The following is a 24320-nucleotide window of genomic DNA, read 5'->3' as shown; positions in this document are numbered from 1 at the left end:
GGGGCCTTTGTCGTCAATGGCTGGGCTGGACGTCCGGTGCCAGCACCGGCCTTGCCTGTTCAGCTTCCGCCGGTTTGACCCGGAACCAGGCCGCATAGAGCGCGGGCAGGAACAGCAGGGTCAGGGCGGTGGCGACGATCAGGCCGCCCATGATGGCCACGGCCATGGGACCGAAGAACACGCTGCGCGACAGCGGGATCATCGCCAACACGGCAGCCAGGGCGGTAAGGACGATAGGCCGGAAGCGTCGCACCGTGGCTTCGATGATCGCGTGCCAACGATCCAGACCCTGGGCGATGTCCTGCTCGATCTGGTCCACCAGGATGACCGAGTTGCGCATGATCATCCCCGCCAGGGCAATGGTGCCGAGCATGGCGACGAAGCCAAAAGGCTGACGGAACACCAACAGGAACAAGGTCACGCCGATGAGCCCCAGCGGCGCCGTCAGGAAGACCATGGCCGAGCGCGAGAAGCTCTTCAGTTGCAACATCAGCAGCGTCAGCACGACCACAATGAACAGCGGCATGCCGGCGTTCACCGACTTCTGCCCACGAGCGGAGTCTTCCACCGTACCGCCGACTTCCAGCAGGTAGCCGTCCGGCAGTTCGGCGCGGATGGGGTCCAGCGTCGGCGAAATATCCTTGACCAGACCGGCCGGCAGGGACTTGTCGTAGATATCGGCACGCACGGTAACGGTCGGCAAGCGATTGCGGTGCCAGATGATGCCTTCCTCGAAGCCGTACTCCAGGGTGGCGATCTGCGACAGCGGCACGCTTTGGCCATTGTCGGTGGGCACGGCCAGGCTCGGCAGCAGGGCCAGTTCCTGGCGTTCACGCACGGTCCCGCGCAGCAGGATCTCGATCAGCTCGTTGTCCTCGCGGTACTGGCTCACCGGCGCGCCGGTCAGCGAGCTCTGCAGGAAGCGCGACAGATCGGCGGTAGTCACCCCCATGGCGCGGGCGCGGTCCTGGTCGATATTCAGCCGCACCACCTTGCTCGGTTCCTCCCAATCCAGGTGCACATTCACCACATGGGGGTTCTCACGCACCTTGTCGGCCACCTGGCGGGCCAGTGCGCGGACTTCGTCGATGTGTTCGCCAGACACGCGGAACTGCACTGGGTAGCCCACCGGCGGACCGTTCTCCAGGCGCGAAATGCGGCTGCGCAGGGCGGGGAACTCGTCGTTCAGCACCTGGATCAGCCAGCTGCGGATTTCCTCGCGGGACTCGATGGATTTGGCCAGCACCACGAACTGGGCAAAGCTGGCCGCCGGCAGTTGCTGATCCAGCGGCAGGTAGAAGCGTGGCGAACCCGTACCGACATAGGCCACGTAGTTATCCACACCCGGATGCTCGCGCAGCAGTTGTTCCAGACGCTTGACCTCAGCCTCGGTGTTGGCCAGGGACGAACCCTCGCCCAGTTTGAGATCGACCATCAGCTCCAGGCGACCCGAGGATGGGAAGAACTGCTGGGGAACGAAACGGAACAGGGCGATGGAGGCCACGAAAGCAGCCAGGGTCAGCAGGATCACAGTCTTGCGTCGCCGCACACACCATTCCACCACGCGACGGACGCGCTGGTAGAAGGGTGTGCCGTAGGGATCGTGGCCCTTGTCGCTGCCGCCGTGCTTCTTCGCGTGCAGCTTGGCCAGGTCGGGCAGCAGACGGTCACCCAGATAAGGCACAAACACCACCGCAGCGATCCAGGACACAACCAGCGCAATGGTCACCACCTGGAAGATCGAGCGGGTGTACTCGCCGGTGCCGGATTGCGCGGTGGCGATGGGCAGGAAGCCGGCGGCGGTGATCAGGGTACCGGTGAGCATGGGGAAGGCCGTGCTGCTCCAGGCGAAGCTCGCCGCCTTTAGACGGTCATAGCCCTGCTCCATCTTGATGGCCATCATCTCCACCGCGATGATCGCGTCGTCCACCAACAAGCCCAGTGCCAGCACCAGGGCGCCGAGCGAAATCTTGTGCAGGCCGATGCCGAGGTAGTACATCGCGGCAAAGGTCATCGCCAGTACCAACGGGATCGACAGCGCCACCACCAGACCCGTGCGCAGGCCCAGGGAGAAGAAACTCACCAGCAGCACGATGACCAGCGCCTCGGTGAGCACGCGAACGAACTCCCCGACCCCAGTCTTCACCGCTGCCGGCTGGTCCGACACCTTACGCAACTGCATGCCGGCCGGCAGGTTCTCCTGCAGGCGCGCGAACTCGCCCTCCAGCGCCTGGCCAAGCACCAGGATGTCGCCGCCGGACTTCATAGACACCGCAAGGCCGATGGCGTCCTCGCCCATGAAGCGCATGCGCGGTGCCGGCGGGTCATTGAAGCCGCGACGAACCTCTGCCACATCGCCGATACGGAAGGTTCGGTCACCCACGCGAATGGGGAAGTCGCGGATTTCCTTCACCGAATCGAAACGGCCAGAAACGCGCAGCTGTACACGATCGCTGGGCGTCTCGAAGAAACCAGCGGTAGCGACCGCGTTCTGCTCTTCCAGGGCTTGCTGTACTGCGGCGAGCGGTAGCCCCAGAGTGGCCAGCTTCACGTTGGACAGCTCGATCCAGATCTTCTCGTCCTGCAGGCCGAGCAGCTCCACCTTGCCCACATCCTTGACGCGCTGCAGCTGCAGCTGGATGCGGTCGGCATAGTCCTTGAGCACGGCGTAGTCGAAACCTTCACCGGTCAGTGCATAGATATTGCCGAAGGTGGTACCGAATTCGTCGTTGAAGAACGGTCCCTGGATGCCCGGCGGCAAGGTATGGCGAATATCGCTGATCTTCTTGCGGACCTGGTACCAGAGCTCGGGAATCTCGTTGGAATGCATGGAGTCGCGCGCAATGAAGGTCACCTGCGACTCACCGGGACGGGAGAAGGAGATGATCTTGTCGTACTCGCCGGTCTCCATCAGCTTCTTCTCGATGCGTTCGGTGACTTGGCGGGAGACTTCCTCGGCACTGGCGCCCGGCCAGTTGGTGCGCACGACCATAGCCTTGAAGGTAAAGGGCGGGTCTTCGCTCTGCCCCAGCTTGGTGTAGGAAATGGCCCCGACAATGCCCAGCAGCAGCATGATGTAGAGGACGATCTGGCGATTCTGCAGCGCCCAGGCGGATAGGTTGAAGTTCACGGCGCCTTACTCCTTGGCCAACAGCTTCACCGAACGGTTGGCGCGGTCCACCGGCCGCACCTGCTGGCCTTCGCGCAGCACCTGCACGCCGGCAGCCACCACCCAGTCATCGGGTTGCAAGCCTTCGAGCACGGGTACGCGGTCTTCGCCATAGGGACCGACGCGCACCAGGCGACGTTTCAGCGTGGAGTCCTTGGGATCGACAACCCAGACATAGGGCTGGCCCGCTTCGGCAGTCAGTGCCGACAGCGGTACGGAAAGCGGCACTGCGCCGTTGCTACGGATGAATACGCGGGCGCTCTGGCCCAACTCCGCCGGGACCTTGTTGTCGGCGAAGGCGACCCGTGCAGCGAAAGTGCGGGACTGCGAATCAGCGGCCGGCGCCAGTTCACGGATGCGTGCCGGGAAACGCTGACCAGGCAGCGACCAAAGCTCAACTGCCACATCCTGGCCAACCTTGAAACGGTCGATCGCGTGTTCCGGCAGACTGATCAGCACTTCGCGCTCACCATCGACGGCCAGGGTGAAGACGGTCTGACCGGCGGCCACCACCTGCCCGACTTCCGCGCGGCGGGCGGCGATCACACCATCCCGGGAGGCACGCAGCACGGTGTAAGCCGCTTGGTTGCTGGCCACGTTGTGCTCGGCCTTGATCTGCTTCACCCGCGCCTCGCCGGCGCGGAAGGTGTTTTCCACGTTGTCGTACTGGGAGCGGCTGATCATCTGGCGATCCAGCAGGGTGCGGTAGCGATCACGCTCGGCGCGAACCAGCTTGAGGTTGGCCTCAGCCGCAGCCACCTGGGCCCGGCTCGCCTCCAGTTGCAGGCGCACGTCCTGTGGGTCCAGCTCGGCCAGGGCCTGATCCTTCTTCACCCGTTGACCCACTTCCACCAGGCGCTTGGCGATCTTTCCACCGATGCGGAAGGCCAATTCCGGCTCATAGCGCGAGCGCACTTCCCCCGGGAAGGTATCCACCGCATCTGCCGCCGGTTCGGGCTGCACCACCATGGCCGGACGAACCACCTGTTCAACAGGCTCCCCATTGCCGCAGGCCGTGATCAGAAGGGAGAGGGACAGGGGCAGAGCGAGGGGCAAGGCATGGCGAAACATGATGAATGACCTTTCGCGAAGAGCATCTGGAATATTTATACTGCTGGGTATAGTAAAAATAGCAAACTCACCAGTCCAGTATTTATAAAGAAATGTCAGACAATTCATTTCCAACCAGCGGCCCAGGCCGTCCGAAAGATCCGGCAAAGAGAAAGGCAATTCTCGAAGCCGCGAAGAATCTTTTCCTAAGAAACGGCTACGACGGCAGCAGCATGGACGCCATCGCCGCCGAAGCCGGCGTGTCCAAGCTGACCGTGTATAGCCACTTCACGGACAAGGAGAGGCTGTTCTCTGCCGCGGTGAAGGCCAAATGCGAGGAGCAGTTGCCAGAGCTGCTGTTCGAGCTACCGGCCGACGCCAGCATCGAGAGCGTGCTGCTGAACATCGGCCGTAGCTTCCATCAGTTGATCAACAGCCGCGAATCCCTCGAACTGCACCGGGTGATGGTGGCCATGGCTAACCAGGACCCGAAGCTGTCACGGATGTTCTACGAGGCGGGACCGCTGCAAATCCTGCAAGAGATGACCGGGCTGCTGGCCCACGCCAACGAGGCCGGCAAGCTGCACATCGACCGTCCACTGAACGCCGCGGAGCATTTCTTCTGCCTGATCAAGGGCGGGCACAACTTCCGCCTGCTGATCGGCTGCGGGGCAGCACTGGAGGGGGAAGAGGCCGAGTTGCACGTACGGGAAGTGGTCGAGCTGTTCATCAGGGCCTACCGGCCCTGACTGAAATAGCACGGGATTGCGAGGCCCTTAGCTGGCCTCAGGCTTCGAGCTTTTTCTTCGGATAGATGTCGTAACGGCTGGATTTGCCCTCCAGCGCATAGCTCGGCTTGGCGCCATCGATGATTGGCGCCTTGCGCGGGCGCTTCACCACCACCCGGTGGCTGGCCAGGGCCAGGGCAGCCTCCAGCAGCGCCGGCGCATCCTGGTCATCGCCCACCAGTGGACGGAACAGGCGCATTTCCTTTTTCACCAGGGCGCTCTTGTCGCGGTGGGGGAACATCGGGTCCAGGTAGATCACCTGGGGCGCCTCCCCCTGCCACCCCCGCATCAACTCAATGGCGTTGCCCTGCAGCAGGCGCATGCGCGCGACGATAGAGGCTGTCTCCAGGTCCCGTCCGGCGCGAGCCAGACCGTCTTCCAGCAGTGCGCCGATCAACGGCTGGCGCTCGATCAGGGTCATCTCGCAACCCAGGGTGGCCAGGACGAAAGCATCGCGGCCCAGGCCCGCGGTGGCGTCCAGCACCTTCGGCCGAACCCCCGGCTGCACGCCGACGGCCTTGGCGATCATCTGCCCACTGCCACCCCCGAACTTGCGCCGGTGCGCTGCCGCCCCTTCGACGAAATCCACCCGCACCGGGCCTGGCGAATCAGGCCCCAGCTGCAGCAGTTGCAGACCGTCACCACCGAGCTGAAGGGCAAAATCTGCCTCGCCTTCCTGCGCCAGCCCCAGGCGCGCAGCCCAGGTTTCCAGCGCTTCGGCATAGGTTGGTTCAAGGGCTTCTGCCCTTACCCTGACGGAATCTTCACTCATGGACCTACACGCCTGACCGGAAAACCCGCGCATTCTGCCAGAGCCGGCAGCCAGCGTCCCCATCAGCCCAAGCGGGAGAGGAGCCTCGGCTCAGGGCCCAAACAGGTCGTTGATGCGATCGAATGGAATGGCCTGCCCCATTGCCGCCAGGTTGCCCTGGTGCAGTTCTTCGGCAGCACGAAAAAACGCCCCGTACGCCACCCGCACCAGATTGGAACCTACGCTCACCCGCTTGACCCCAAGTTCGGCCAGTTCCTCCAGGCTCAGCTTCAGGCCAGGTGACCCCAACAGCACATTCACCGGCCGTGGCGCCACGGCATGCACCACTTCATGGATCTGTTGGCGAGTGGTCAAGCCCGGTGCATAAAGCACGTCAGCCCCCGCCTCGGCATAAGCCACCAGGCGACGCAGGGTGTCGTCCAGGTCTGGACGTCCGTGCAGGTAGTTCTCCGCCCTGGCCGCCAGGGTGAAGGGGAATCCAAGGATGCGGGCGGACTCCACTGCGGCGCGAATGCGCTCGACCGCCAACTCCAGCGGGTAGATGGGATCGTCACTGTGACCGCTGGCATCTTCGATCGAGCCGCCCACCAATCCGACTGAAGCAGCCGCACGAATGGTCGCGGCGCAGTCTTCGGGACGATCGCCATAGCCATTCTCCAGGTCCGCCGCCACCGGCAGGGGCGTGGCCTCGACTATGGCGCGGGCATTCGCCAGGGCTTCCTCCCGACTGACATTGCCCTCTGCATCACGCCGGCCGAGGGCGAATGCCAGTCCGGCGCTGGTGGTGGCCAGGGCGGCGAACCCCAGATGGGCGAGCATCTTCGCCGAACCGGCATCCCAGGGATTGGGCAGGACGAACAGGCCGGGAGCGCGGTGCAGAGCGGCGAAGGCTTCACCGCGTTGCGTTTGGGTGGTCATGGCAGGCTCCGGAATCAGGGGCAGAGGCCGATAGCCTAGCCCAAGGTTCAGAGGAGGCCGAGTTGTTCGGCCGGCGGTTGCGGCAGCACCAGGGCCGGCAGTCCGGGCAGGCGCTTGCACAGGGCGGCATGGAAGCGCAGGGCCTGGGCTGCAGCCAGGTGGTTGTCCGGCGTGTGCAGGAAGATGTTGGGCGTGAGCCCCTGTTCGATCCAGCCGGCGACCTTGTCCAGCCAGGGTTCGAGGAACGGCTGGTTGGCGTCCAGGTCCGGCCCGCCGATGAAGCGCACTTGAGGACGGGTACTGAAGGCCGTGGGCCGCACGGGTACCCGGGGCTTCTTCGCCTGCGCATGAAGCACCGCCGGGTCCTGGGAACGGACGCTGAACAAGGCCCGTGAGTCCAGGCAAATACGCTCAACACCGCGTTCTTGCAGCAGGCGATTGAGCATTCGCTCGGCGTCGCCCTTGTCGAAGAACGCCGGGTTGCGTACCTCCACGGCAATGGGCTGGTGACTGAATTCGTCCAGCCAGGCCGCCAGCTCCCCCAGGCGTGTGGGTCCGAAAGCCGCTGGCAGCTGAAGCCAGAGCGGCATGAGGCGCGGGCCCAGTGGCGAAAGGAGCTGGAGGAAAGTATCAGTGGCAGCGAACTGGTCGCGCAGATCGCCTTCATGACTGATGTCACGAGGCATCTTGGCGCAGAAGCGGAACTGCTCCGGCATGGTCTGCGCCCAGCGCTGCAAGGTGTCGGCGGAAGGCCGCGCATAGAAGGTCGTGTTGCCCTCCACGGCGTTGAACACCTGGCAGTAGTGCCCCAGGGTGTCGGCGGGACGCAGGTCGGTGGGATAGAAGCTGCCGCGCCAGGCTGGCTCGTTCCACGACGGGCAGCCCAGGTGATAGGGCAACATCAGGCGTAGAGGTCGAGCCCGAGCACCTCGGGGGCGTCGTATTCGGCGGAGAAACTGGCGGTGGCGCTGTAGCTGGCGATGGCCTGCGCAGCACGGTTACTGATAGTGCGCTGCTGTTGGATCAGGTCCTGCGGGCGCAGCGGCAAGCTGTCGCCGGAGCTATTGCTGGCCTGGACACGACGGGGCTGGGCGGTCTGCTCGTAGCCCTGGGTAGAAGATGGTGTGCTCGGCTGCTCGCGGCGGGCCTCCGCTTCACGCTGGATCTCGCGGAAAGGCGTGACCGCACTGCCCTGACGGGGGCTGCGCTCCAGCGGATAGGAAGAGGTGAAGCCATCGATGCGCATCGGTTACTGCTCGGCAGTGCTGGCGTTTCGAAATGAGTGTCGGTGGACTCTAGCCACCCGCCCCGACGTTGGCAATCCGGGACGGAGGACCGACAGACGCAATTCTAGCGCGGCGCCTTGGGCGTGGCGACGTTGTCGCGCAGATAGACCGGCTGCGCCTGATCGGCGGGCAGGCCTTCACCCCGCGCCCAAGCGAAGCGGGCCAAGGTCAGCAGGTCTTCGGCATGGGGCAACAAGGCCGGTGACTGACCGCTGACCTGAACCGGAATCCGCGCGGCAAAGGTGCCCCAGCCGGTGCCCGCGCCGTACCAGTCACCGCTGGCATCGCGCGGCAGCTGGGCCTGCTCCGGCGGCAACACGGCTTCCGCACCAGTCAGGCGCATTTCGCCGGCCTCCAGGCGATAGCAGCCCCAGTAGACCTCGTCCATGCGCGCGTCGATGGCCGCAGCCACCTGGTCGACGCCCTGCTCACGGTGGGAACGCTGAGCCAGCACGGCCAGGTCAGAGACCGGCAACACCGGACGATCCAGGGCGAAGGCCAGCCCCTGGACGACGCCGATGGCGATACGCACACCGGTGAAGGCCCCCGGCCCGCGACCGAAAGCGATGGCATCCAGCGCCGCCAGTGGCAATCCGGCTTCGGCCAGCAGGGTCTGGATCATCGGCAGCAGACGCTGGGCGTGCAGGCGCGGGATCACCTCGTAGTGGCTGAGCACCTTGCCGTCATGCAGCAGGGCAACGGAGCAGGCTTCGGTGGCGGTATCCAGGGCCAGCAGAGTGGTCATCGATCAGTCCAGACGCAGAAAAAAAGGCGGGCATTATAATCGCCAACGGCCCGCAAGCGGGCCGTTGGTCAGATACGATCTACGTCTCAGCTGAGCGCGGCCAGTACCTTGCCAGTGATCTCTTCCACCGAACCAACGCCAGCGATGGCGCTGTACTTCGGGGTGCCTTCAGCGGCAGAGAGCTTCTGGTAGAAATTCACCAGCGGTTTGGTCTGGGAGTGGTAGACGGACAGGCGATGACGCACGGTTTCTTCCTTGTCGTCGTCGCGCTGGATCAGGTCTTCACCGGTTTCGTCGTCTTTACCGGCAACCTTCGGCGGGTTGTGCTCGGTGTGGTAGACGCGACCGGAGGCCGGGTGCACACGGCGGCCGGCGATGCGGCTGACGATTTCCTCGTCGTCCACGGCAATCTCGACCACGTGGTCAATGCTCACGCCCGCTTCCTTCATGGCTTCAGCCTGGGGAATGGTGCGCGGGAAACCGTCGAAGAGGAAGCCGTTGGCGCAGTCGGGCTGGGCGATGCGTTCCTTGACCAGGTTGATGATCAGGTCATCAGAAACCAGGCCACCGGAATCCATTACGCTCTTGGCCTTCAGGCCGAGCTCGGTACCAGCCTTGACCGCTGCGCGCAGCATGTCGCCGGTGGAAATTTGCGGAATGCCGAACTTCTTGGTGATGAAACCGGCTTGAGTACCTTTGCCGGCACCAGGGGCCCCCAGCAGAATCACGCGCATCGATGTGCTCCTCAAAGATTTTATTTTCAGATCGGTCGGATTCGCCTCATGGGGCCAATCTCAGAATAGGATTTCGGCGTCGCTGTCGGGCCAAAAGGACGTTCAAGATACACAGCGCCCCTATAGCGCACAAGACGCCGGAAGTAGGGGCTGGAACCGCCTCAACCGGTGTTGCGCAACCCGGCTGCGATACCCGCCACACTCACCAGAAGGGCCTGTTCCAGAGGGCCTTCGACATGTTGCTCACAGCGCCTGGAACGGGCCAGGAGCTCGGTCTGGAGCAGGTGTAGAGGGTCAAGGTAGGTATTGCGCACACTGATGGCTTCGCGGGTCTCCGGGCTCTGTGCCAGAAGCTCGGACTGACCGGTCAGAGCCAGTACTGAAGCGCACGCCTGCGACAATAGGTCGCGCAACTGCGCACCCAGGGATTTCAGCTCCCCAGGCACCAGCCGCTCGTCGTAAAGGGCGGCGATATTGGCGTCGGCCTTGGCCAGGACCATTTCCAGCATGTCGATTCGGGTGGCGAAGAACGGCCAGCGCTCACGCATTCGCGCCAACAGTGCGGTTTCGCCGCGTTGCTGGGCGTTGGCCAAGGCGGCCTCCCAGCCCAGCCAGGCCGGCAGCATCAGGCGTGTCTGGGTCCAGGCGAAGATCCACGGAATCGCCCGCAGGCTCTCCACGCCACCCGCGCGACGCTTGGCCGGGCGGCTTCCCAGGGGGAGTCGGCCCAGCTCCTGCTCAGGCGTGGCCTGACGGAAATACTCGACGAACTGCGGATGCTCACGCACGACCGCGCGGTAGGCGGCCACGCCATCGGCGGCCAGGCGGTCCATGGCGGCGCGCCAGGCCGGCTCGGGCTCCGGCGGCGGCATCAGGGTCGCCTCCAGCACAGCGGCCAGGTAGGTGTTCAAGTTCTGCTCGGCGATACCGGGCAGGCCGAACTTGAAACGGATCATCTCGCCCTGCTCGGTGGTACGGAATCGCCCTGCGACCGAACCCGGCGGTTGCGACAGGATGGCTGCGTGGGCAGGGCCACCGCCGCGCCCCACGGTGCCACCACGACCGTGAAACAGCAGCAACTCCACCTGATGTTCGCGGCATATCTCCACCAACCGTTCCTGGGCACGGTATTGAGCCCAGGCGGCGGCCACGGTCCCGGCATCCTTGGCCGAGTCGGAGTAGCCGATCATCACCTCCTGTGGGCCATGCAACCGGGCGCGGTAGCCAGGCAGGCCCAGCAGGCGATCGATGGCCGGGCCGGCGTTGTCCAGGTCAGCCAGGGTTTCAAAGAGTGGCACCACACGGATCGGCCGTTGCAACCCGGCTTCCTTGAGTAACAATTGCACCGCCAGCACGTCCGAAGGCGCCCCGGCCATGGAGATCACGTAGGAGCCGAGGGACGCGGCCGGCGCATTAGCCACCACCCTGCATGTGGCGAGCACTTCGGCGGTGTCGGCCGAAGGACGGTAGTGCGATGGCAGCAGCGGACGTCGGTTGTCCAGTTCGCGCTGGAGGAAAGTCAGGCGGTCCTCTTCATCCCACTGCGCGTAATTGCCCAGCCCCAGGTAATCGGTGATTTCATCCAGCGCGGCGGCGTGACGCCCGGCGTCCTGACGGATGTCGAGGCGCACCAGGAACAGGCCGAAGGTGGCCGCCCGACGCAAGCAATCGAGCAGCGCGCCGTCAGCAATAACGCCCATGCCACAGGTATGCAACGAGTGGTAGCAAAGCTCCAGGGGCTCCAGCAGTTGGCTGTTCTCATGAAGCACGTCAGCGCTCGGTGGTACATCCCTGTCCAGCGCCGCTTCGGCCCAGGCGCGGGTGGCGCGAAGGCGATCACGCAATTGCTTGAGCACCGCGCGATAGGGTTCTGGATGAACGCCCACCCGCACCCGCAGCTCATCGCTGGCCTGCTGCATGGACAGCTCGGCGGCCAGATGGTCGATGTCACGCAGATAGAGGTCGGCTGCCATCCAGCGGGCCAGCAGCAGCACCTGGCGGCTGATGGCGGCCGTGACATTGGGGTTGCCGTCGCGGTCGCCGCCCATCCAGGAAGCGAAGCGCAGAGGCGCCGCCGTCAGTGGCAGACGCAACCCGGTGGCCTCATGCAGCACCCGGTCGACATGCCGAAGCACATTGGGCAATGCATGCCACAAGGAATGTTCGATCACCGCGAAGCCCCATTTCGCCTCGTCCACCGGTGTCGGCCGGATGCGGCGGATCTCCTCGGTGTGCCAGGCCTCGGCAATCAGGCGCAGGAGGCGCAGGCGCGCCCGCTCGTGCTCGGCGTCGCTCAAGTCGGCATGGTCCTGGGCGGCCAGTTGCGCAGCCATGGCGTCGTATTTCTGGATCAGCGTGCGGCGGGCGACCTCGGTGGGATGGGCAGTCAGCACCAGTTCGATATCCAGGCGCCCCAGTTGCCGGGCCAACTGTTCCGGGCCATGACCGGCAGCGAGCAGGCGCTGCAGCAGATCGCCCAGCACACGATCTTCGAAAGGTTGCGGTTCATCCGGGCCGCGCCGGCGGATGCGGTGGTACTGCTCGGCAATATTGGCCAGATTGAGGAACTGGTTGAAGGCACGAGCCACCGGAAGCAGTTCATCGTCTGTAAGCCCGTCGAGGGTCTCGATGAGCTGGCGCTCACCTTGGGCCGAGCCTTTGCGCGCAGCCTTGGCACCCTTGCGGATACGCTCGATCTTGTCGAAAAAGGCCTTACCCAGCTGAGTGCGGATGGTATCTCCGAGCAATTCACCGAGCAGGTGGACATCCTCACGCAGGCGCGCGTCGATTTCGGCCATTACCGTCTCTCCGTTCTGTATGCGGCCTCCAGATTGCCGAGCGCGCCATACAGATACAAGGGCGCGACGAACGGCGTATCCAGACGCCTCCGCAAGCTAGTCTGAAGATTAGCCGTCATCACGAATGACGACTCCCGGGCGGCAGAGATCGCCTGGTGCTTCGCAGTCACCCACCACCACGTGGGTAAAGGATGAGGTGTCTATGAAGATCCGAGAACTGGCCCGCCATTGGGAGCAGAACGCCAAGGGTCGCCTGACCCGCAGCGAGTACAGCATTCACCTGGACCTGGAGTCCGCCGCACGCCTTGCCGCGCTGTCCGAGATGTATCCCAAGCGCAGCGTCGAGGAACTGATCGGCGAACTGGTAGGCGCCGCCCTGGAAGAGTTGGAAGCCAGCTTCCCCTACGTCAGGGGCAGCCAGGTGGTCGCTACCGATGAACAGGGCGACCCGCTCTATGAGGACATCGGGCCGACGCCCCGCTTCCTGGCCCTTTCACGCCGTTACCTGCAGCAACTCAGCGATCAGCGCGACAGCACCAACCACTGATCGAGCACTGGGGTCCGTCACCCCCGTCGATGCACGCCCGGTACGTGCAGGTGGCCGGCGTGCGCGCATTCCTCGCTGGTCACCGGCGGCGGCCCCGGTTGCTCCAGTTCGCGGAGAATGCCGCAGGCCTCGCTTGCGCCCTCCCCACTGCAGCGCGCGCGCAGGTCATGGAGCTGGTCGCGCAGTGACTGCAGCTCAGCGATGCGGACCTCCACATGGTGCAGGTGCTCCTCGATGAGCCGGTTGGCAGTCCCGCAATCGGCCTCGGGACGATCACGTAAGGCCAGCAGCGCGCGGATTTCCTCCTGGGTCATGTCCAGCGAGCGACAGTGGCGGATGAACGACAGCCGCTCCACGTGGACGGTGTCGTACTGCCGGTAGTTGCCCGCGCTGCGCGAGGGCGCCGGTAACAGGCCTTCGCGCTCGTAGTAACGGATGGTTTCCACCGGGCAGCCGGTGAGGGTGGCCAGTTCGCCGATCTTCATTGCCGGACTCCGCTTGACTCTGTAGTTGCTACAGGGTGTGCAATGGCCACCGAAGCGTCAAACAGGAATTGACCCATGAGCCACCATTGCTGCCACGACCATGAGCATGCGCCCCGCTCCGCCGCACCGGAACTGGCCGCCGTCGCCGCTACCGCCGAGCCGCGCTGGAGCAGCCTGCGCATCGATGCCATGGACTGCCCCACCGAAGAGCGCCTGATCCGCGATGCCCTGGGCAAGGTCCCGGCCATCGAAGAACTGGAGTTCAACCTGATGCAGCGCCTGCTGCGCGTACGTCACCGCTTCGACGATGTGGAACCGCTGCAGCGCCTGATCGAGAGCCTCGGCATGCAGGCCGTGCCGCTGCGCGAAGGCGCTCCCTCCAGCGCCCCTAAAGAAGCGAAGAAGCCCTGGTGGCCGCTGGCCCTGGCCGGTCTGGCCGCACTGGCGGCGGAAGTCTGCGAGTGGTTCACACTCACTCCCGAGTGGGTGGTGGCGGCCCTGGCCATCCTCGCCATCCTCGGCGCCGGCCTGCCCACCTACCGCAAAGGCTGGATCGCCTTGAAGAACCGCAACCTGAACATCAATGCCCTGATGAGCATCGCCGTCACCGGTGCGTTGCTGATCGGTCAGTGGCCGGAAGCGGCCATGGTCAGCGTGCTGTTCGCCATCGCCGAACTGATCGAGGCACGCTCTCTGGAGCGAGCGAGGGACGCGATTCGCGGCCTGCTGCAACTGGCCCCCGAGCAGGCCACGGTATTCGAGGCCGGCCAGTGGTGTGAACGCCCGGTGCGCGACGTAAAGCCCGGCGCCCGCGTGCGGGTACGTCCTGGTGAACGCATCGCCCTCGACGGCGAAGTACTGAGCGGCCGTTCCAGCGTCAACCAGGCCCCGATTACCGGCGAGAGCCTGCCGGTGGAAAAAGACCTGGGCGACCCGCTGTTCGCCGGCACCATCAACGGCGAGGGCGAACTGGAATACCGCGCGACCCGTGACGCCGACGACAGCACCCTGGCGCGCATTATCCACGCCGTGGAAGCCGCCCAGGGCTCGCGGGCGCCGACCCAGCGCTTCGTCGACCAGTTTTCGCGCATCTATACGCCGGTGGTGATCCTCATCGCCATACTCACCGCCCTGCTGCCGCCCCTGCTGTTCGAAGGCGCCTGGCTGGACTGGCTGTACCGCGCCCTGGTGCTGCTGGTAATCGCCTGTCCCTGCGCCTTGGTGATCTCCACCCCGGTGACCATCGTCAGCGGCCTGGCGGCAGCGGCCCGTGTCGGCATCCTGATCAAGGGTGGCGTATTCCTGGAGCTTGGCCGCAAGCTGGCCTGGATCGCCCTGGACAAGACCGGCACGCTGACCGAAGGCCGCCCTCGCCAGACCGACATGCAATTGCTGCAGGCTGATGAACGCGATCCCCGAGCCGTGGCCGCCAGCCTGGCGGCGCGCTCGGACCACCCCGTGTCCCAGGCCGTAGCCCGTGCCGCCGAAGACGACGGTATAGCGCTCTACGCTGTGGATAACCTGGCCGCCCTGCCCGGCCGCGGCGTCACCGGCCAGATCGAGGGCCGCGTCTATCACCTGGGCAATCACCGCCTGGTGGAGGAGCTCGGGCTCTGTTCATCGGCGCTGGAAGCGCGCCTGGACGCCCTGGAAACCCAAGGCAAAACGGTGGTGGCGCTGTGCGGCGAGGACACCGTGCTGGCCCTGTTCGCCGTCGCCGATACGGTGCGTGACAGCAGCCGCGAAGCCATCGGCCAGCTTCATGAACTGGGGGTGAAGACCCTGATGCTTTCAGGCGACAACCCGCACACCGTGCAGGCCATCGCCAGCCAGGTAGGTGTGGACGATGCCCGTGGCAACCTGCTGCCGGAAGACAAGCTAGCGGAAATCGGCCTGCGCCAATCCGCAGGGGTGCCGGTGGGCATGGTGGGTGACGGCATCAACGACGCCCCGGCCCTGGCGCGAGCCGACATCGGCTTCGCCATGGGCGCCGCCGGTACCGATACCGCCATCGAAACCGCCGGCGTTGCCTTGATGGACGATGACCTGCGCAAGCTGCCACAGTTCATACGCCTGTCGCGCCGGACCCACGCGGTGCTGATGCAGAACATCACCCTGGCCCTGGGCATCAAGGCAGTGTTCCTCGCGCTGACTCTGATGGGCCAAGGCACCCTGTGGATGGCGGTGTTCGCCGACATGGGCGCCAGCCTGCTGGTGGTGTTCAACGGGTTGCGGTTGTTGTCGGCGAAGTCGTTGACGTGATAGTGCGACCGAGCGGTGGATGCTCCCCTCACCCCCAGCCCCTCTCTCGGAGGTAGAGGGGTGACTCGCGCCGGCAACGAAATGCCAAATTCCAACGAACGCACGGACAGCCCCCTCTCCCTCTGGGAGAGGGCCGGGGTGAGGGGAGGTCGGCCTGACTGGTCCTACCCTTCTCCCAGCACCTCACGATAAATCCGCACCATGTCCGCCCCGAAGGCCACCAGCAGCGCTTCCTTCAGGCTGCTGCCCACCGGCCTCGGCCGCTGCAGCTCGGCCACAGCAATTCGCGCCGCCTCCTCCAGCGGATAGCCGTACACCCCGCAACTGATCGCCGGAAAGGCGATGCTGGCCAGCCCTTCGGCTTCGGCCAGGGCCAGGCTGTTGCGGTAGCAATTGGCGAGGAGTTCGGGTTCGCGGCGAGTGCCGCCGTGCCAGAACGGTCCGACAGTGTGGATCACGAAGCGCGCCGGCAGGCGGAAGCCCGGGGTAATACGTGCCTCGCCGGTGGGGCAGCCACCTAGCGTGCGGCAGTGGGCGAGGAGCTCGGGGCCGGCGGCCCGGTGGATGGCGCCGTCGACGCCAGCGCCGCCAAGCAGTGAACTGTTGGCAGCATTGACGATGGCGTCGACGCTCAGGGGGGTGATATCGCCCTGCCAGATTCGAATGTCCATGACGGGTACCTCCAAACGGAGGCTAGCCCCTTATTTGACCTCTTGCGGGGTCTCCTGCCCCATGCAGCGCACGGCCTTGCGCTTGTTGTCCACCAGCACGCCGGTCAGGCCCTTCTGCTGGGTATCGAACAGCACCAGCACGCCGTCGATGCACTGGGCGACCTGCGGGGCAGCTTCCAGGGAAACCTTGTAATCCTCGCCCGGGATGGTCTTGAGCATGGTGAAGTCGGACAGCAACAGGGCGTCCTCCGGCTTGGCGAAGTGAAGGTAGCCGTAGTACCAGAGCACCATCACGGTGCCGACAATGCTGCCGATGCCGGTGAGGATCAGCGGAATGGGGTTGCGTTCGCTCATTGGGGACTCTCTGTATTCGGGACTTCAGCCAGCCGGCGCAGTCCGACGAAGCCTTTCGGGTCTTCGAGGTAAAGCAGCATGACCTGCCGCCAGGTGGGATCGGCGAAGGTCTGCACATGGCCGCCGCGGACCGGCTGGAACACCCGCGGCGGGGGCGCAGCTTGATACAAGCGCACGCCGTTGGAAAGAGGCACCACCGGATCGTCGATGCTGTGGTAGATCAGCATGGGCAAGCCTTTCAGCTCGCCGATTGCGCGGATGGCGCTGTCACTATCCGGAATCAGGAAGGACAGCGGGATCTGCAGCGGCCAGGTGATCAAGGCGTTGGAGAGGCTGTATTGAGCCACTTCGCGGTAGCTAGCGGGCACGCCGTCCAGCACCAGCGCCCTGAGTTGCTCGCGCCGCGCAGGGTGTTCGGCAAGATAATGCACCGCCAGCGCGCCGCCGATGCTCTGCCCCAGCAGCACGACCGGCTTGCCCTGAACCTCGGGCGCCCGATCGAGCCAGGCGAAGGCGGCCTCGATGTCCTGGTAGATCGCCGGCAGGCTCGGAGAACCCTCGGAGCGGCCGTAGCCACGGTAATCCAGCAGCAACACCTGGTAGCCCTGGGCCGGTAACCACCAACTGCCACCCAGGTGGCTGGCAACATTGCCGCCGTTGCCATGCAGGTGCAGCACCGTGCCCTTCACTTCCACACCGGGCTTGGCTGGAAGCCACCAGGCATGCAGGCGCGTACCGTCAGCGGCGGTCAGGCTAATGTCGCGGTACTCCAGCTTGGCCTTCTCCGGGGTGAAGGGCAGGTGCTGGTCCGGGTAGAACAGCAGCGCACTGCAGCCTTGCAGGAGCAGGATGAAGAGGATCAGCAAGGGGCGGGAAGCGGGCATGTGCAATTCCTTCCTGAAACATCACAGGCCAGCCCTGCGGGCTGGTTGGCGAATGAATTCTCCCCCACAGGGTTCGTGCCGCCTTGCTGGGGGAGTGCCTTCGCCCCGGCAGGCAGGTCAGAGGATGTTGGCGTAGTCCGCCTCGATACGGTCCAGGCTCAGGTGGTTGAGGAAGTTGGAGAAGCACATCCAGGCCGACAGCGCGTTGAGGTCGCGGAACTGCGGCGGCAGGTACTTCGGTGGCACCACCAGCCCCTCGTCCACCAGTTGGCGCAGGGTGCGAGTGTCTTCCAGGGTGGTCTTGCCGCAGAACAGAAGAGGGATCTGCTCCAGCTTGCCTTTGCGCACGGCGAGCTGGATGTAGTTGTAGATCAGGATGAAGCCCTTCAGGTAGGACAGGTCCTTGGTGAAAGGCAGACCGCCCGGCAGCGAACCACGGAAAGCGCGGCTGGCGCTGCCGTAGCTCTCTTCCATGCTGTAACCCTGCTCGCGGTAGAAATGGTAGATCTCGAGGAAATCCGCGCCTTCCTCCGCCATGTGGATGGCGCGGGTGCGGTTGGTCAGCCGGCGCAAGCGAGTCGGGTAGGAGGCGAAGGCGATGACCTCCATCAGGATCGCCAGGCCTTCCTGGGTCACGGTCGACGACGGCGGGCCTTTGGAGAGGAAGGTGCAGATCGGCTGATTCTGGCCGTTCAGGGTAGTGCCCACGTGTACCAGCCCTTCGTGGACTTCCAGGGCACGCACGTCGCGCTCGTTGAACATGGCGTCGGCACGGACCTTGATGTAGTCCGCCCCGGCCGCAGCATCCGCGACTATGCCGTCAGACTCGAACACGCGGATGGTGTCGTCGCCGAACACTGCCGCCAGCCGGCTCTGCAGCAGGCCCACGGCATCCTTGGCGGTGAGTGTCTTGGCCTCGTCCTTGAGGTCGCCGCGATGGGCGATGTTGTTCAGGTAGTCCGAGAGCATCAGGCCGAGGTCGGCCAGGGTCGGGTCGCCGGCGTGGAAGGCGTCGGAAGCGGCACCATAGAGCTCCTGGGAGATCAGGCCGAAATCCGCGGTGCCGCGTGCTTCGAGCATGCGGATCACCATGCGGTACTCCTTGCACATGCGCCGCATGATCTGCCCCACCGGGTTGAACTGGCCCAGGTGACGGGTGATATCGCGCTCGATGTTCTGGAATTCCAGCTTCTTCTCGACCGAGTCGAAGGCCAGCGGACGGCTGTCGTAGTAGGCACGGTCCACTGGGGGCATGGCCTTGCCCTTGTGCTTGAGGAAGCCCTGGCGGACGCTGTCGTCCCACTTTACGGCGTCCAGCACGCGGATCGGCGTCTGCGCCTGGACGATACGGTCCGATAGCGCGCGAATGGTCTTCTGGTAATCGTCTGGCAGCTTGCGGCGGGTCATCGGTGGCTCACTCCTCGGTCGCGCGCTGGTACCGCGCCACTTCGACGAAAACGTCGGAGTTGGCGGGGTCGTCCAGCCAGCCGAAGACCACATCCAGCGGGCTGGTGATGAGCACGCCGTCGCCTTCCGGCATTTCCACGACCTGCCCCTGGAATTTGCCGTCCTGCATTTCCTGCTCGAAACGTTCGACATCCAGGTTGTAGACCACCAACTCGTTGTCGGTGGTCAGCTCGAATCCGGCGATGGCGAAGTTGGCACCGAGCTTCTTCGGCAGACCGGCCGAAAGGTACCAGCGGCGTCCATGGTGGGCGACGGTGAAGCCGAACTCTTCCATGCCCTCCAGGTTGTCCTTGCTGCCCTCGAAGCTGCGTGCCTTGTACAGGTTGGAGCCGGCGCGGCTGACCTCAAGGTACTGTCGCTCGCCCCACTCGTCCTTGCGGGTCCAGTCCCCGAGAAGTGGCATGGGTGCCGGCTCGTTGGCCGGGATCGGATCCTTGAAGGTGACCAGGCAGCCGCCCAACAGCAGGAAGGACAGGGCAACCACGGCACGCCAGACTTTCATTTCGCTCTCCTTGTGATAACGAAAAACCCCGCCTCGGCGGGGTTCGATCTATGCGCTTACAGTCCCATCACCAGGTAAAGGTAGCGTTTCAGGACGGCTCGCATCTCGTCGATGTCGAGGTTTTCCACCCCGTCGAGGAGGCCCTGATATTCCATCCGCAGAATGACGGCCGTCAACACCTTGGCGTCTTGAGTTGGCTCGGCCGAGCCCAGCACCTGGAAGAAATGCTCCGCGCCCTGCGAGAGTATCCTGCGATGTGCGTCAGCAAGATTACGCAGACCGGCGTTGAGCAGCGCTTCCTGGCGGAAGGCGTGTTCGGCGAGCAACTGGTCGCGGTTTTCCTCCAACTGGCTGCGCACGTACTGGATGGCCAGCTCGACGATCTGGTCGGTCATCGCCCGGCGCGAGTCACCGTCGCGGCTGAGCACCGCAGCCATGGCCTGGAGGTCATCCTCCACGCTGGCCCAGAAGGCCGCCATCACCGCCGAACTGCGCTCCACGAACTGGGCGAAGGTGTCGGTGATAAGGTCGTTGATGTCCTTGAAGTAATAGGTGGTGGCCGATAGCGGCACCTGGGCCTCGGCGGCCACGGCGCGATGGCGTACGGCACGCACGCCGTCGCGGACGATGATGCGCATGGCGGCATCGAGGATCGCCTGGCGGCGCTGTTCGCTGCCCTGGCGGCTGGCCTTGCGGCCCTGGTACTTCACGCTTTCGGCTACCGCGCTGGCCACGCGGGCAGCACTGTCACTGCGGGACGACTGGTTCAAGACAGGAAACCCTCCGATCTCACTCAAGGTGAAAGTGTTGACCATTTATCCGGCTATTCAATGCTGGGATGGGCAAGATTAAGGCTCTGTCGACCCTGACGAGCGCCAACTAGGAGCGGCGCCGGGGCAAAAGGTTCGCGCGCCGCACGGCAGCCAAGAAAAAACCGCCCGAAGGCGGTTATTTTCTTGCTCCTGCATCAAGCCTGCGGCCGCATGTGCGGGAACAGGATGACGTCTCGAATAGACGGCGAATTGGTGAGCAACATCACAAGTCGGTCGATACCGATGCCTTCACCTGCGGTGGGCGGCATGCCGTACTCCAGGGCGTTGACGAAGTCAGCGTCGTAGTGCATGGCCTCGTCGTCACCAGCATCTTTCTCCTTGACCTGCAGCATGAAGCGCTCGGCCTGGTCTTCGGCGTCGTTCAGCTCGGAGTAGGCGTTGGCGATCTCGCGGCCACCGATGAACAGCTCAAAGCGGTCGGTGACGCTCGGGTCCTGGTCGTTGCGGCGCGCCAGCGGCGACACTTCGAAGGGGTACTGGGTGATGAAGTGCGGCTGCTCCAGCTTGTGCTCGACCAGTTCCTCGAAAATCATCACCTGCAGCTTGCCCAGGCCTTCGTGGCCGAGGACCTTGGCACCGGCCTTCCTGGCGATCTCGCGGGCCTTCTCGACATCGTTGAGGTCGGCGGCGGTGATTTCCGGGTTGTACTTGAGGATGGCGTCGAACACGGACAGACGGACAAACGGCTCGCCGAAGTGGAAGACCTTGTCGCCGTAGGGCACGTCGGTGCTGCCGAGCACCGCCTGGGCCAGCTCGCGGAACAGCTCCTCGGTCAGGTCCATGTTGTCTTCGTAGTCAGCGTAAGCCTGGTAGAACTCGAGCATGGTGAACTCGGGGTTGTGCCGGGTCGAAACGCCTTCGTTACGGAAGTTGCGGTTGATCTCGAAGACCTTCTCGAAACCACCGACCACCAGACGCTTGAGGTACAGCTCCGGCGCGATACGCAGGAACATGGCCATGTCCAGCGCATTGTGATGGGTCGCAAACGGCTTGGCCGCCGCGCCACCGGGGATGGTCTGCAGCATCGGGGTTTCCACTTCGAGGAAACCGCGGTCACTGAGGAAGCGGCGGATGTGGGCGATCACCTGGGAACGCACGCGGAAGGTGTTGCGGGTTTCCTCGTTGACGATCAGGTCGACGTAACGCTGGCGATAGCGCTGCTCGGTGTCGGTCAGGCCGTGGTGCTTGTCCGGCAGCGGGCGCAGCGACTTGGTCAGCAGGCGCACGCTGGTCATCTCGACGTACAGGTCGCCCTTGCCGGAACGGGCCAGGGTGCCTTCGGCGCCGATGATGTCGCCCAGGTCCCAAGTCTTGATCTCGGCCAGGGTCTCTTCGGGCAGGGTCTTGCGGTTGACGTAGACCTGCAGACGGCCGCTGCTGTCCTGCAGGACGATGAAGGAACCACGGTTGAGCATGATGCGACCGGCGACCTTGACCGGGATAGCGGCTGCTTCCAGCTCTTCCTTGGTCTTGTCGGCGTACTCTTTCTGCAGGTCCGCGAAGTAGTTGTCGCGGCGGAAGTCATTGGGGAAGGCGATGGCCTTGGCTTCACGCACGGCAGCAAGTTTTTCCTTGCGTTGGGCGATCAGCTTGTTTTCTTCCTGTTGCAGTTCGTGCTGGTCGAGTTGTTGGTCGCTCATGGTCGTTCTATCTGCCTGGCGTCAAATTTAAATGAGTTACTGGTAGGAGCGAGCTTGCTCGCGAAGCTCTTCGACGGGGTCACGAGCAAGCTCGCTCCTACAGGATGCTGTTTACAGGCCTTGTTTAAGGCTGGCCTCGAGGTATTCGTCGATATCGCCGTCCAGCACCTTGTCGCAGTCGCTGCGCTCGACGCCGGTACGCAGATCCTTGATCCGCGACTGGTCGAGTACATAGGAACGGATCTGGTGGCCCCAGCCGATATCGGACTTGGTGTCTTCCAGCGCCTGCGAGGCGGCGGTGCGCTTCTGCATCTCCTGCTCGTACAACTTGGCCCGCAGCATCTTCATGGCGGTGTCCTTGTTGGCGTGCTGGGAGCGCTCGTTCTGGCACGCCACCACGGTGTTGGTCGGTACGTGGGTGATACGCACCGCAGAGTCGGTGGTGTTCACGTGCTGACCGCCCGCGCCGGAGGAGCGGTAGGTGTCGATGCGCAGGTCGGACGGGTTGATCTCGATTTCGATGTTGTCATCGATTTCCGGCGAGACGAACACCGCGGTGAACGAGGTGTGGCGGCGGTTGCCGGAGTCGAAGGGGCTCTTGCGCACCAGGCGATGCACGCCGATCTCGGTGCGCAGCCAGCCAAAGGCATACTCGCCCTTCACATGGACGGTGGCGCCCTTGATGCCGGCGACTTCGCCTTCGGACAGTTCGATGATGGTGGCGTCGAAGCCGCGCTTGTCGGCCCAGCGCAGGTACATGCGCAGCAGCATGTTGGCCCAGTCCTGGGCTTCGGTGCCGCCGGAGCCGGCCTGGATGTCCAGGTAGGCGTTGTTCATGTCCATCTCGCCGCTGAACATGCGGCGGAATTCCAGCTTCTCGAGGATCTCGCGCAGGCGCTCGACTTCGGCAGCAACGTCGTTCACTGCACTTTCGTCGTTCTCCTCGACCGCCATGTCCAGCAGGTCGCGGGAATCGGCGAGGCCGCCGGTCAGGTCGTCCAGGGTTTCGACGATCTGCGCCAGCTGGGCGCGTTCGCGGCCGAGATTCTGGGCGTATTCGGGGTTGTTCCAGACGTTGGAATCTTCGAGTTCGCGGTTTACTTCGACGAGACGATCATGCTTCTGATCGTAGTCAAAGATACCCCCGAATAGACAGGGTGCGATCGGAGAGGTCCTTGATGCTGTTCAGAATCGGGTTGATTTCCATGGCGGAAGCTCTCGCTGGCAAAACTTTCGGAAAAGCCGGCGAGTATACCCGAGTCACTGGAGGCCGGCAGCATGCCAGCCGCGATTTGCCCCGATCTGGCGACGCGCGGAGCCCATACGCCACCCTCCCCTCGCCAGAACCTGCTCACGCTATCGTTAGCGGTCAGGGTTTCGCCTCCGCCACCACCATCGCTACCTGATTGCGGCCATTGTGCTTCGCCTGGTAGAGCCCCTGGTCAGCCATGTCCACCAGCACCAGGGAAGGCTGGCCGGCCTTGGGGATGAGGGTGGCTACACCGATGCTGATGCTCAGCACCGAACCCGGCGTCGGCAATTCGTGGCGGATGCCCAGTGCCTCCACCGTGCGTCGCACCTTCTCGGCCAGCAGGCGCGCACCGCCAGCGGCCGTGCCTGGCAGGACCATGGTGAACTCCTCTCCGCCGTAGCGTGCGGCAAGGTCGGTGGCGCGACTGCAGCACGCGCGAATCGCATCGGCTACCCGGCGCAGGGCCTCGTCACCGGCCACATGACCAAAGTTGTCGTTGTAGCTCTTGAAGTGGTCGACATCGATCATCAGCAGCGACAGCTCGCTCTGCTCGCGCAGGGCACGGCGCCATTCCATGTCCAGGTACTCGTCGAAGTGGCGACGGTTGGACAGGCCGGTCAGGCCATCGGAGTTCATCAGGCGCTGCAGCACCAGGTTGGCTTCCAGTAGCTGCTGCTGGCTTTCCCGCAGGGCACGGTAGGCCTCGTCGCGTTGCTGCAAGGCGATGTAGGAGCGGGAGTGGTAACGGATACGCGCCACCAGTTCGATGGCATCGGGCAGCTTGACCAGATAGTCGTTGGCACCGGCGGCGAAGGCAGCACTCTTCACCGTGGGTTCTTCCTTGGTCGACAGGACGATGATCGGTACGTCGCGCAGGGCCGGCACGGCGCGGTACTCGGAAAGCAGGCTCAGGCCGTCGACGCCGGGCATCACGAGGTCCTGGAGGATGACCGTGGGCTTGATCTGCAAGGCGACGGCAACCGCCTGAAGCGGGTCGGCGCAAAAATGAAAATCGATGCCTGCCTCGGCCATCAGTGCCCGACGCACCGTTTCACCGACCATGGCCTGGTCATCGACCAGCAGCACCATTGCCGAAGGCTCCACCGGGGTCATGTCCATATGGCTGCGATAGGGGTATTGCATAACGCTCTCCGGGCACACGG

At 64.3% G+C, this 24320-nt stretch carries 22 protein-coding genes; 3 read left to right on the top strand and 19 right to left on the bottom strand.

Annotation, left to right across the window (positions count from 1 at the left end; all coding sequences use genetic code 11):
• Window positions 1-13: 13 nt before the first annotated feature.
• Window positions 14-3130, bottom strand: coding sequence for an efflux RND transporter permease subunit (locus AAHM40_RS01430; protein WP_342243109.1), 3117 nt, complete (start codon window positions 3128-3130; stop codon window positions 14-16).
• A gap of 6 nt (window positions 3131-3136) precedes the next feature.
• Window positions 3137-4240 carry an efflux RND transporter periplasmic adaptor subunit gene (locus tag AAHM40_RS01425; RefSeq protein WP_342243108.1) on the bottom strand — a complete coding sequence of 368 codons (1104 nt, stop codon included), beginning with the start codon at window positions 4238-4240 and terminating at the stop codon, window positions 3137-3139.
• Between the two features lie 92 nt (window positions 4241-4332).
• On the opposite strand from AAHM40_RS01425, the gene AAHM40_RS01420 reads away from it, so the two are divergent.
• Window positions 4333-4968, top strand: a complete 636-nt coding sequence (locus tag AAHM40_RS01420; protein ID WP_342243107.1) for a TetR/AcrR family transcriptional regulator — start codon at window positions 4333-4335, stop codon at window positions 4966-4968.
• 37 nt (window positions 4969-5005) lie between these two features.
• On the opposite strand, the gene AAHM40_RS01415 is transcribed toward AAHM40_RS01420, so the two are convergent.
• The 7 genes from AAHM40_RS01415 to ppc all read right to left on the bottom strand — a co-directional run bounded on the left by AAHM40_RS01415 (window position 5006) and on the right by ppc (window position 12260).
• On the bottom strand, window positions 5006-5779 hold the full coding sequence (locus tag AAHM40_RS01415; protein WP_342243106.1) for a class I SAM-dependent methyltransferase: 774 nt from the start codon (window positions 5777-5779) through the stop codon (window positions 5006-5008).
• Window positions 5780-5869: 90 nt separating this feature from the next.
• The gene (locus tag AAHM40_RS01410) at window positions 5870-6697 is read right to left on the bottom strand and encodes an isocitrate lyase/PEP mutase family protein (RefSeq protein ID WP_342243105.1); all 828 of its coding nucleotides are present in this window, start codon (window positions 6695-6697) and stop codon (window positions 5870-5872) included.
• A 47-nt stretch (window positions 6698-6744) separates the two neighbouring features.
• Entirely contained in the window at window positions 6745-7599 is an 855-nt protein-coding gene (locus AAHM40_RS01405; protein ID WP_342243104.1) for a DUF72 domain-containing protein, read from the bottom strand.
• Complete coding sequence (locus AAHM40_RS01400) at window positions 7599-7943, bottom strand: hypothetical protein (protein ID WP_342243103.1); 345 nt, start codon at window positions 7941-7943, stop codon at window positions 7599-7601. Before AAHM40_RS01400 ends, AAHM40_RS01405 begins: the two co-directional genes overlap by 1 nt.
• A 104-nt stretch (window positions 7944-8047) precedes the next feature.
• On the bottom strand, window positions 8048-8728 hold the full coding sequence (gene tsaB / locus AAHM40_RS01395; protein ID WP_342243102.1) for a tRNA (adenosine(37)-N6)-threonylcarbamoyltransferase complex dimerization subunit type 1 TsaB: 681 nt from the start codon (window positions 8726-8728) through the stop codon (window positions 8048-8050).
• 86 nt (window positions 8729-8814) lie between these two features.
• Window positions 8815-9462, bottom strand: a complete 648-nt coding sequence (adk, locus tag AAHM40_RS01390; protein WP_342243101.1) for an adenylate kinase — start codon at window positions 9460-9462, stop codon at window positions 8815-8817.
• A 161-nt stretch (window positions 9463-9623) separates the two neighbouring features.
• Window positions 9624-12260, bottom strand: coding sequence for a phosphoenolpyruvate carboxylase (gene ppc, locus AAHM40_RS01385; RefSeq protein ID WP_342243100.1), 2637 nt, complete (start codon window positions 12258-12260; stop codon window positions 9624-9626).
• 202 nt (window positions 12261-12462) lie between these two features.
• On the opposite strand from ppc, the gene AAHM40_RS01380 reads away from it, so the two are divergent.
• Window positions 12463-12807, top strand: a complete 345-nt coding sequence (locus AAHM40_RS01380) for a pilin assembly protein (RefSeq protein ID WP_028627407.1) — start codon at window positions 12463-12465, stop codon at window positions 12805-12807.
• 17 nt (window positions 12808-12824) lie between these two features.
• On the opposite strand, the gene cadR is transcribed toward AAHM40_RS01380, so the two are convergent.
• Window positions 12825-13292: a Cd(II)/Pb(II)-responsive transcriptional regulator gene (cadR, locus tag AAHM40_RS01375; RefSeq protein WP_028627406.1), complete on the bottom strand. Its 468-nt coding sequence runs from the start codon at window positions 13290-13292 to the stop codon at window positions 12825-12827.
• Window positions 13293-13367: 75 nt separating this feature from the next.
• On the opposite strand from cadR, the gene AAHM40_RS01370 reads away from it, so the two are divergent.
• Window positions 13368-15554: a heavy metal translocating P-type ATPase gene (locus AAHM40_RS01370; RefSeq protein ID WP_342243099.1), complete on the top strand. Its 2187-nt coding sequence runs from the start codon at window positions 13368-13370 to the stop codon at window positions 15552-15554.
• A 164-nt stretch (window positions 15555-15718) separates the two neighbouring features.
• On the opposite strand, the gene AAHM40_RS01365 is transcribed toward AAHM40_RS01370, so the two are convergent.
• From AAHM40_RS01365 to AAHM40_RS01325, 9 genes are all read right to left on the bottom strand, one after another.
• Window positions 15719-16225, bottom strand: a complete 507-nt coding sequence (locus tag AAHM40_RS01365) for an O-acetyl-ADP-ribose deacetylase (RefSeq protein ID WP_342243098.1) — start codon at window positions 16223-16225, stop codon at window positions 15719-15721.
• A 30-nt stretch (window positions 16226-16255) separates the two neighbouring features.
• The gene (locus AAHM40_RS01360) at window positions 16256-16579 is read right to left on the bottom strand and encodes a hypothetical protein (protein ID WP_028627403.1); all 324 of its coding nucleotides are present in this window, start codon (window positions 16577-16579) and stop codon (window positions 16256-16258) included.
• Complete coding sequence (locus AAHM40_RS01355; RefSeq protein ID WP_342243097.1) at window positions 16576-17463, bottom strand: alpha/beta hydrolase; 888 nt, start codon at window positions 17461-17463, stop codon at window positions 16576-16578. The genes AAHM40_RS01360 and AAHM40_RS01355 overlap by 4 nt, the downstream gene beginning before the upstream one ends.
• A gap of 117 nt (window positions 17464-17580) precedes the next feature.
• Window positions 17581-18870 (bottom strand): flavohemoglobin expression-modulating QEGLA motif protein, encoded by a 1290-nt coding sequence (locus tag AAHM40_RS01350; protein ID WP_342243096.1) that lies wholly within the window; start codon window positions 18868-18870, stop codon window positions 17581-17583.
• 7 nt (window positions 18871-18877) lie between these two features.
• Window positions 18878-19432, bottom strand: a complete 555-nt coding sequence (locus tag AAHM40_RS01345) for a hypothetical protein (protein ID WP_342243095.1) — start codon at window positions 19430-19432, stop codon at window positions 18878-18880.
• A 56-nt stretch (window positions 19433-19488) separates the two neighbouring features.
• The gene (locus AAHM40_RS01340) at window positions 19489-20202 is read right to left on the bottom strand and encodes a TetR/AcrR family transcriptional regulator (RefSeq protein ID WP_342243094.1); all 714 of its coding nucleotides are present in this window, start codon (window positions 20200-20202) and stop codon (window positions 19489-19491) included.
• Between the two features lie 197 nt (window positions 20203-20399).
• Entirely contained in the window at window positions 20400-21905 is a 1506-nt protein-coding gene (gene lysS, locus AAHM40_RS01335; protein ID WP_342243093.1) for a lysine--tRNA ligase, read from the bottom strand.
• Window positions 21906-22016: 111 nt separating this feature from the next.
• Window positions 22017-23112, bottom strand: a protein-coding gene (gene prfB / locus AAHM40_RS01330; RefSeq protein WP_342243092.1) for a peptide chain release factor 2 whose coding sequence is annotated in 2 segments (ribosomal slippage) — window positions 22017-23039 and window positions 23041-23112 — 1095 coding nt in all. Because the reading frame shifts where the segments join, the coding sequence is not laid out codon by codon here.
• Window positions 23113-23274: 162 nt separating this feature from the next.
• On the bottom strand, window positions 23275-24300 hold the full coding sequence (locus AAHM40_RS01325) for a PleD family two-component system response regulator (protein WP_342243091.1): 1026 nt from the start codon (window positions 24298-24300) through the stop codon (window positions 23275-23277).
• Window positions 24301-24320 lie beyond the last annotated feature (20 nt).

This window comes from Pseudomonas sp. OTU5201 (genome assembly GCF_038440135.1).
GTDB lineage: Bacteria > Pseudomonadota > Gammaproteobacteria > Pseudomonadales > Pseudomonadaceae > Metapseudomonas > Metapseudomonas resinovorans.
The sequence above is the reverse complement of the archived record's forward strand: the minus strand, read 5'-3'. Positions and strand labels throughout refer to the sequence as shown.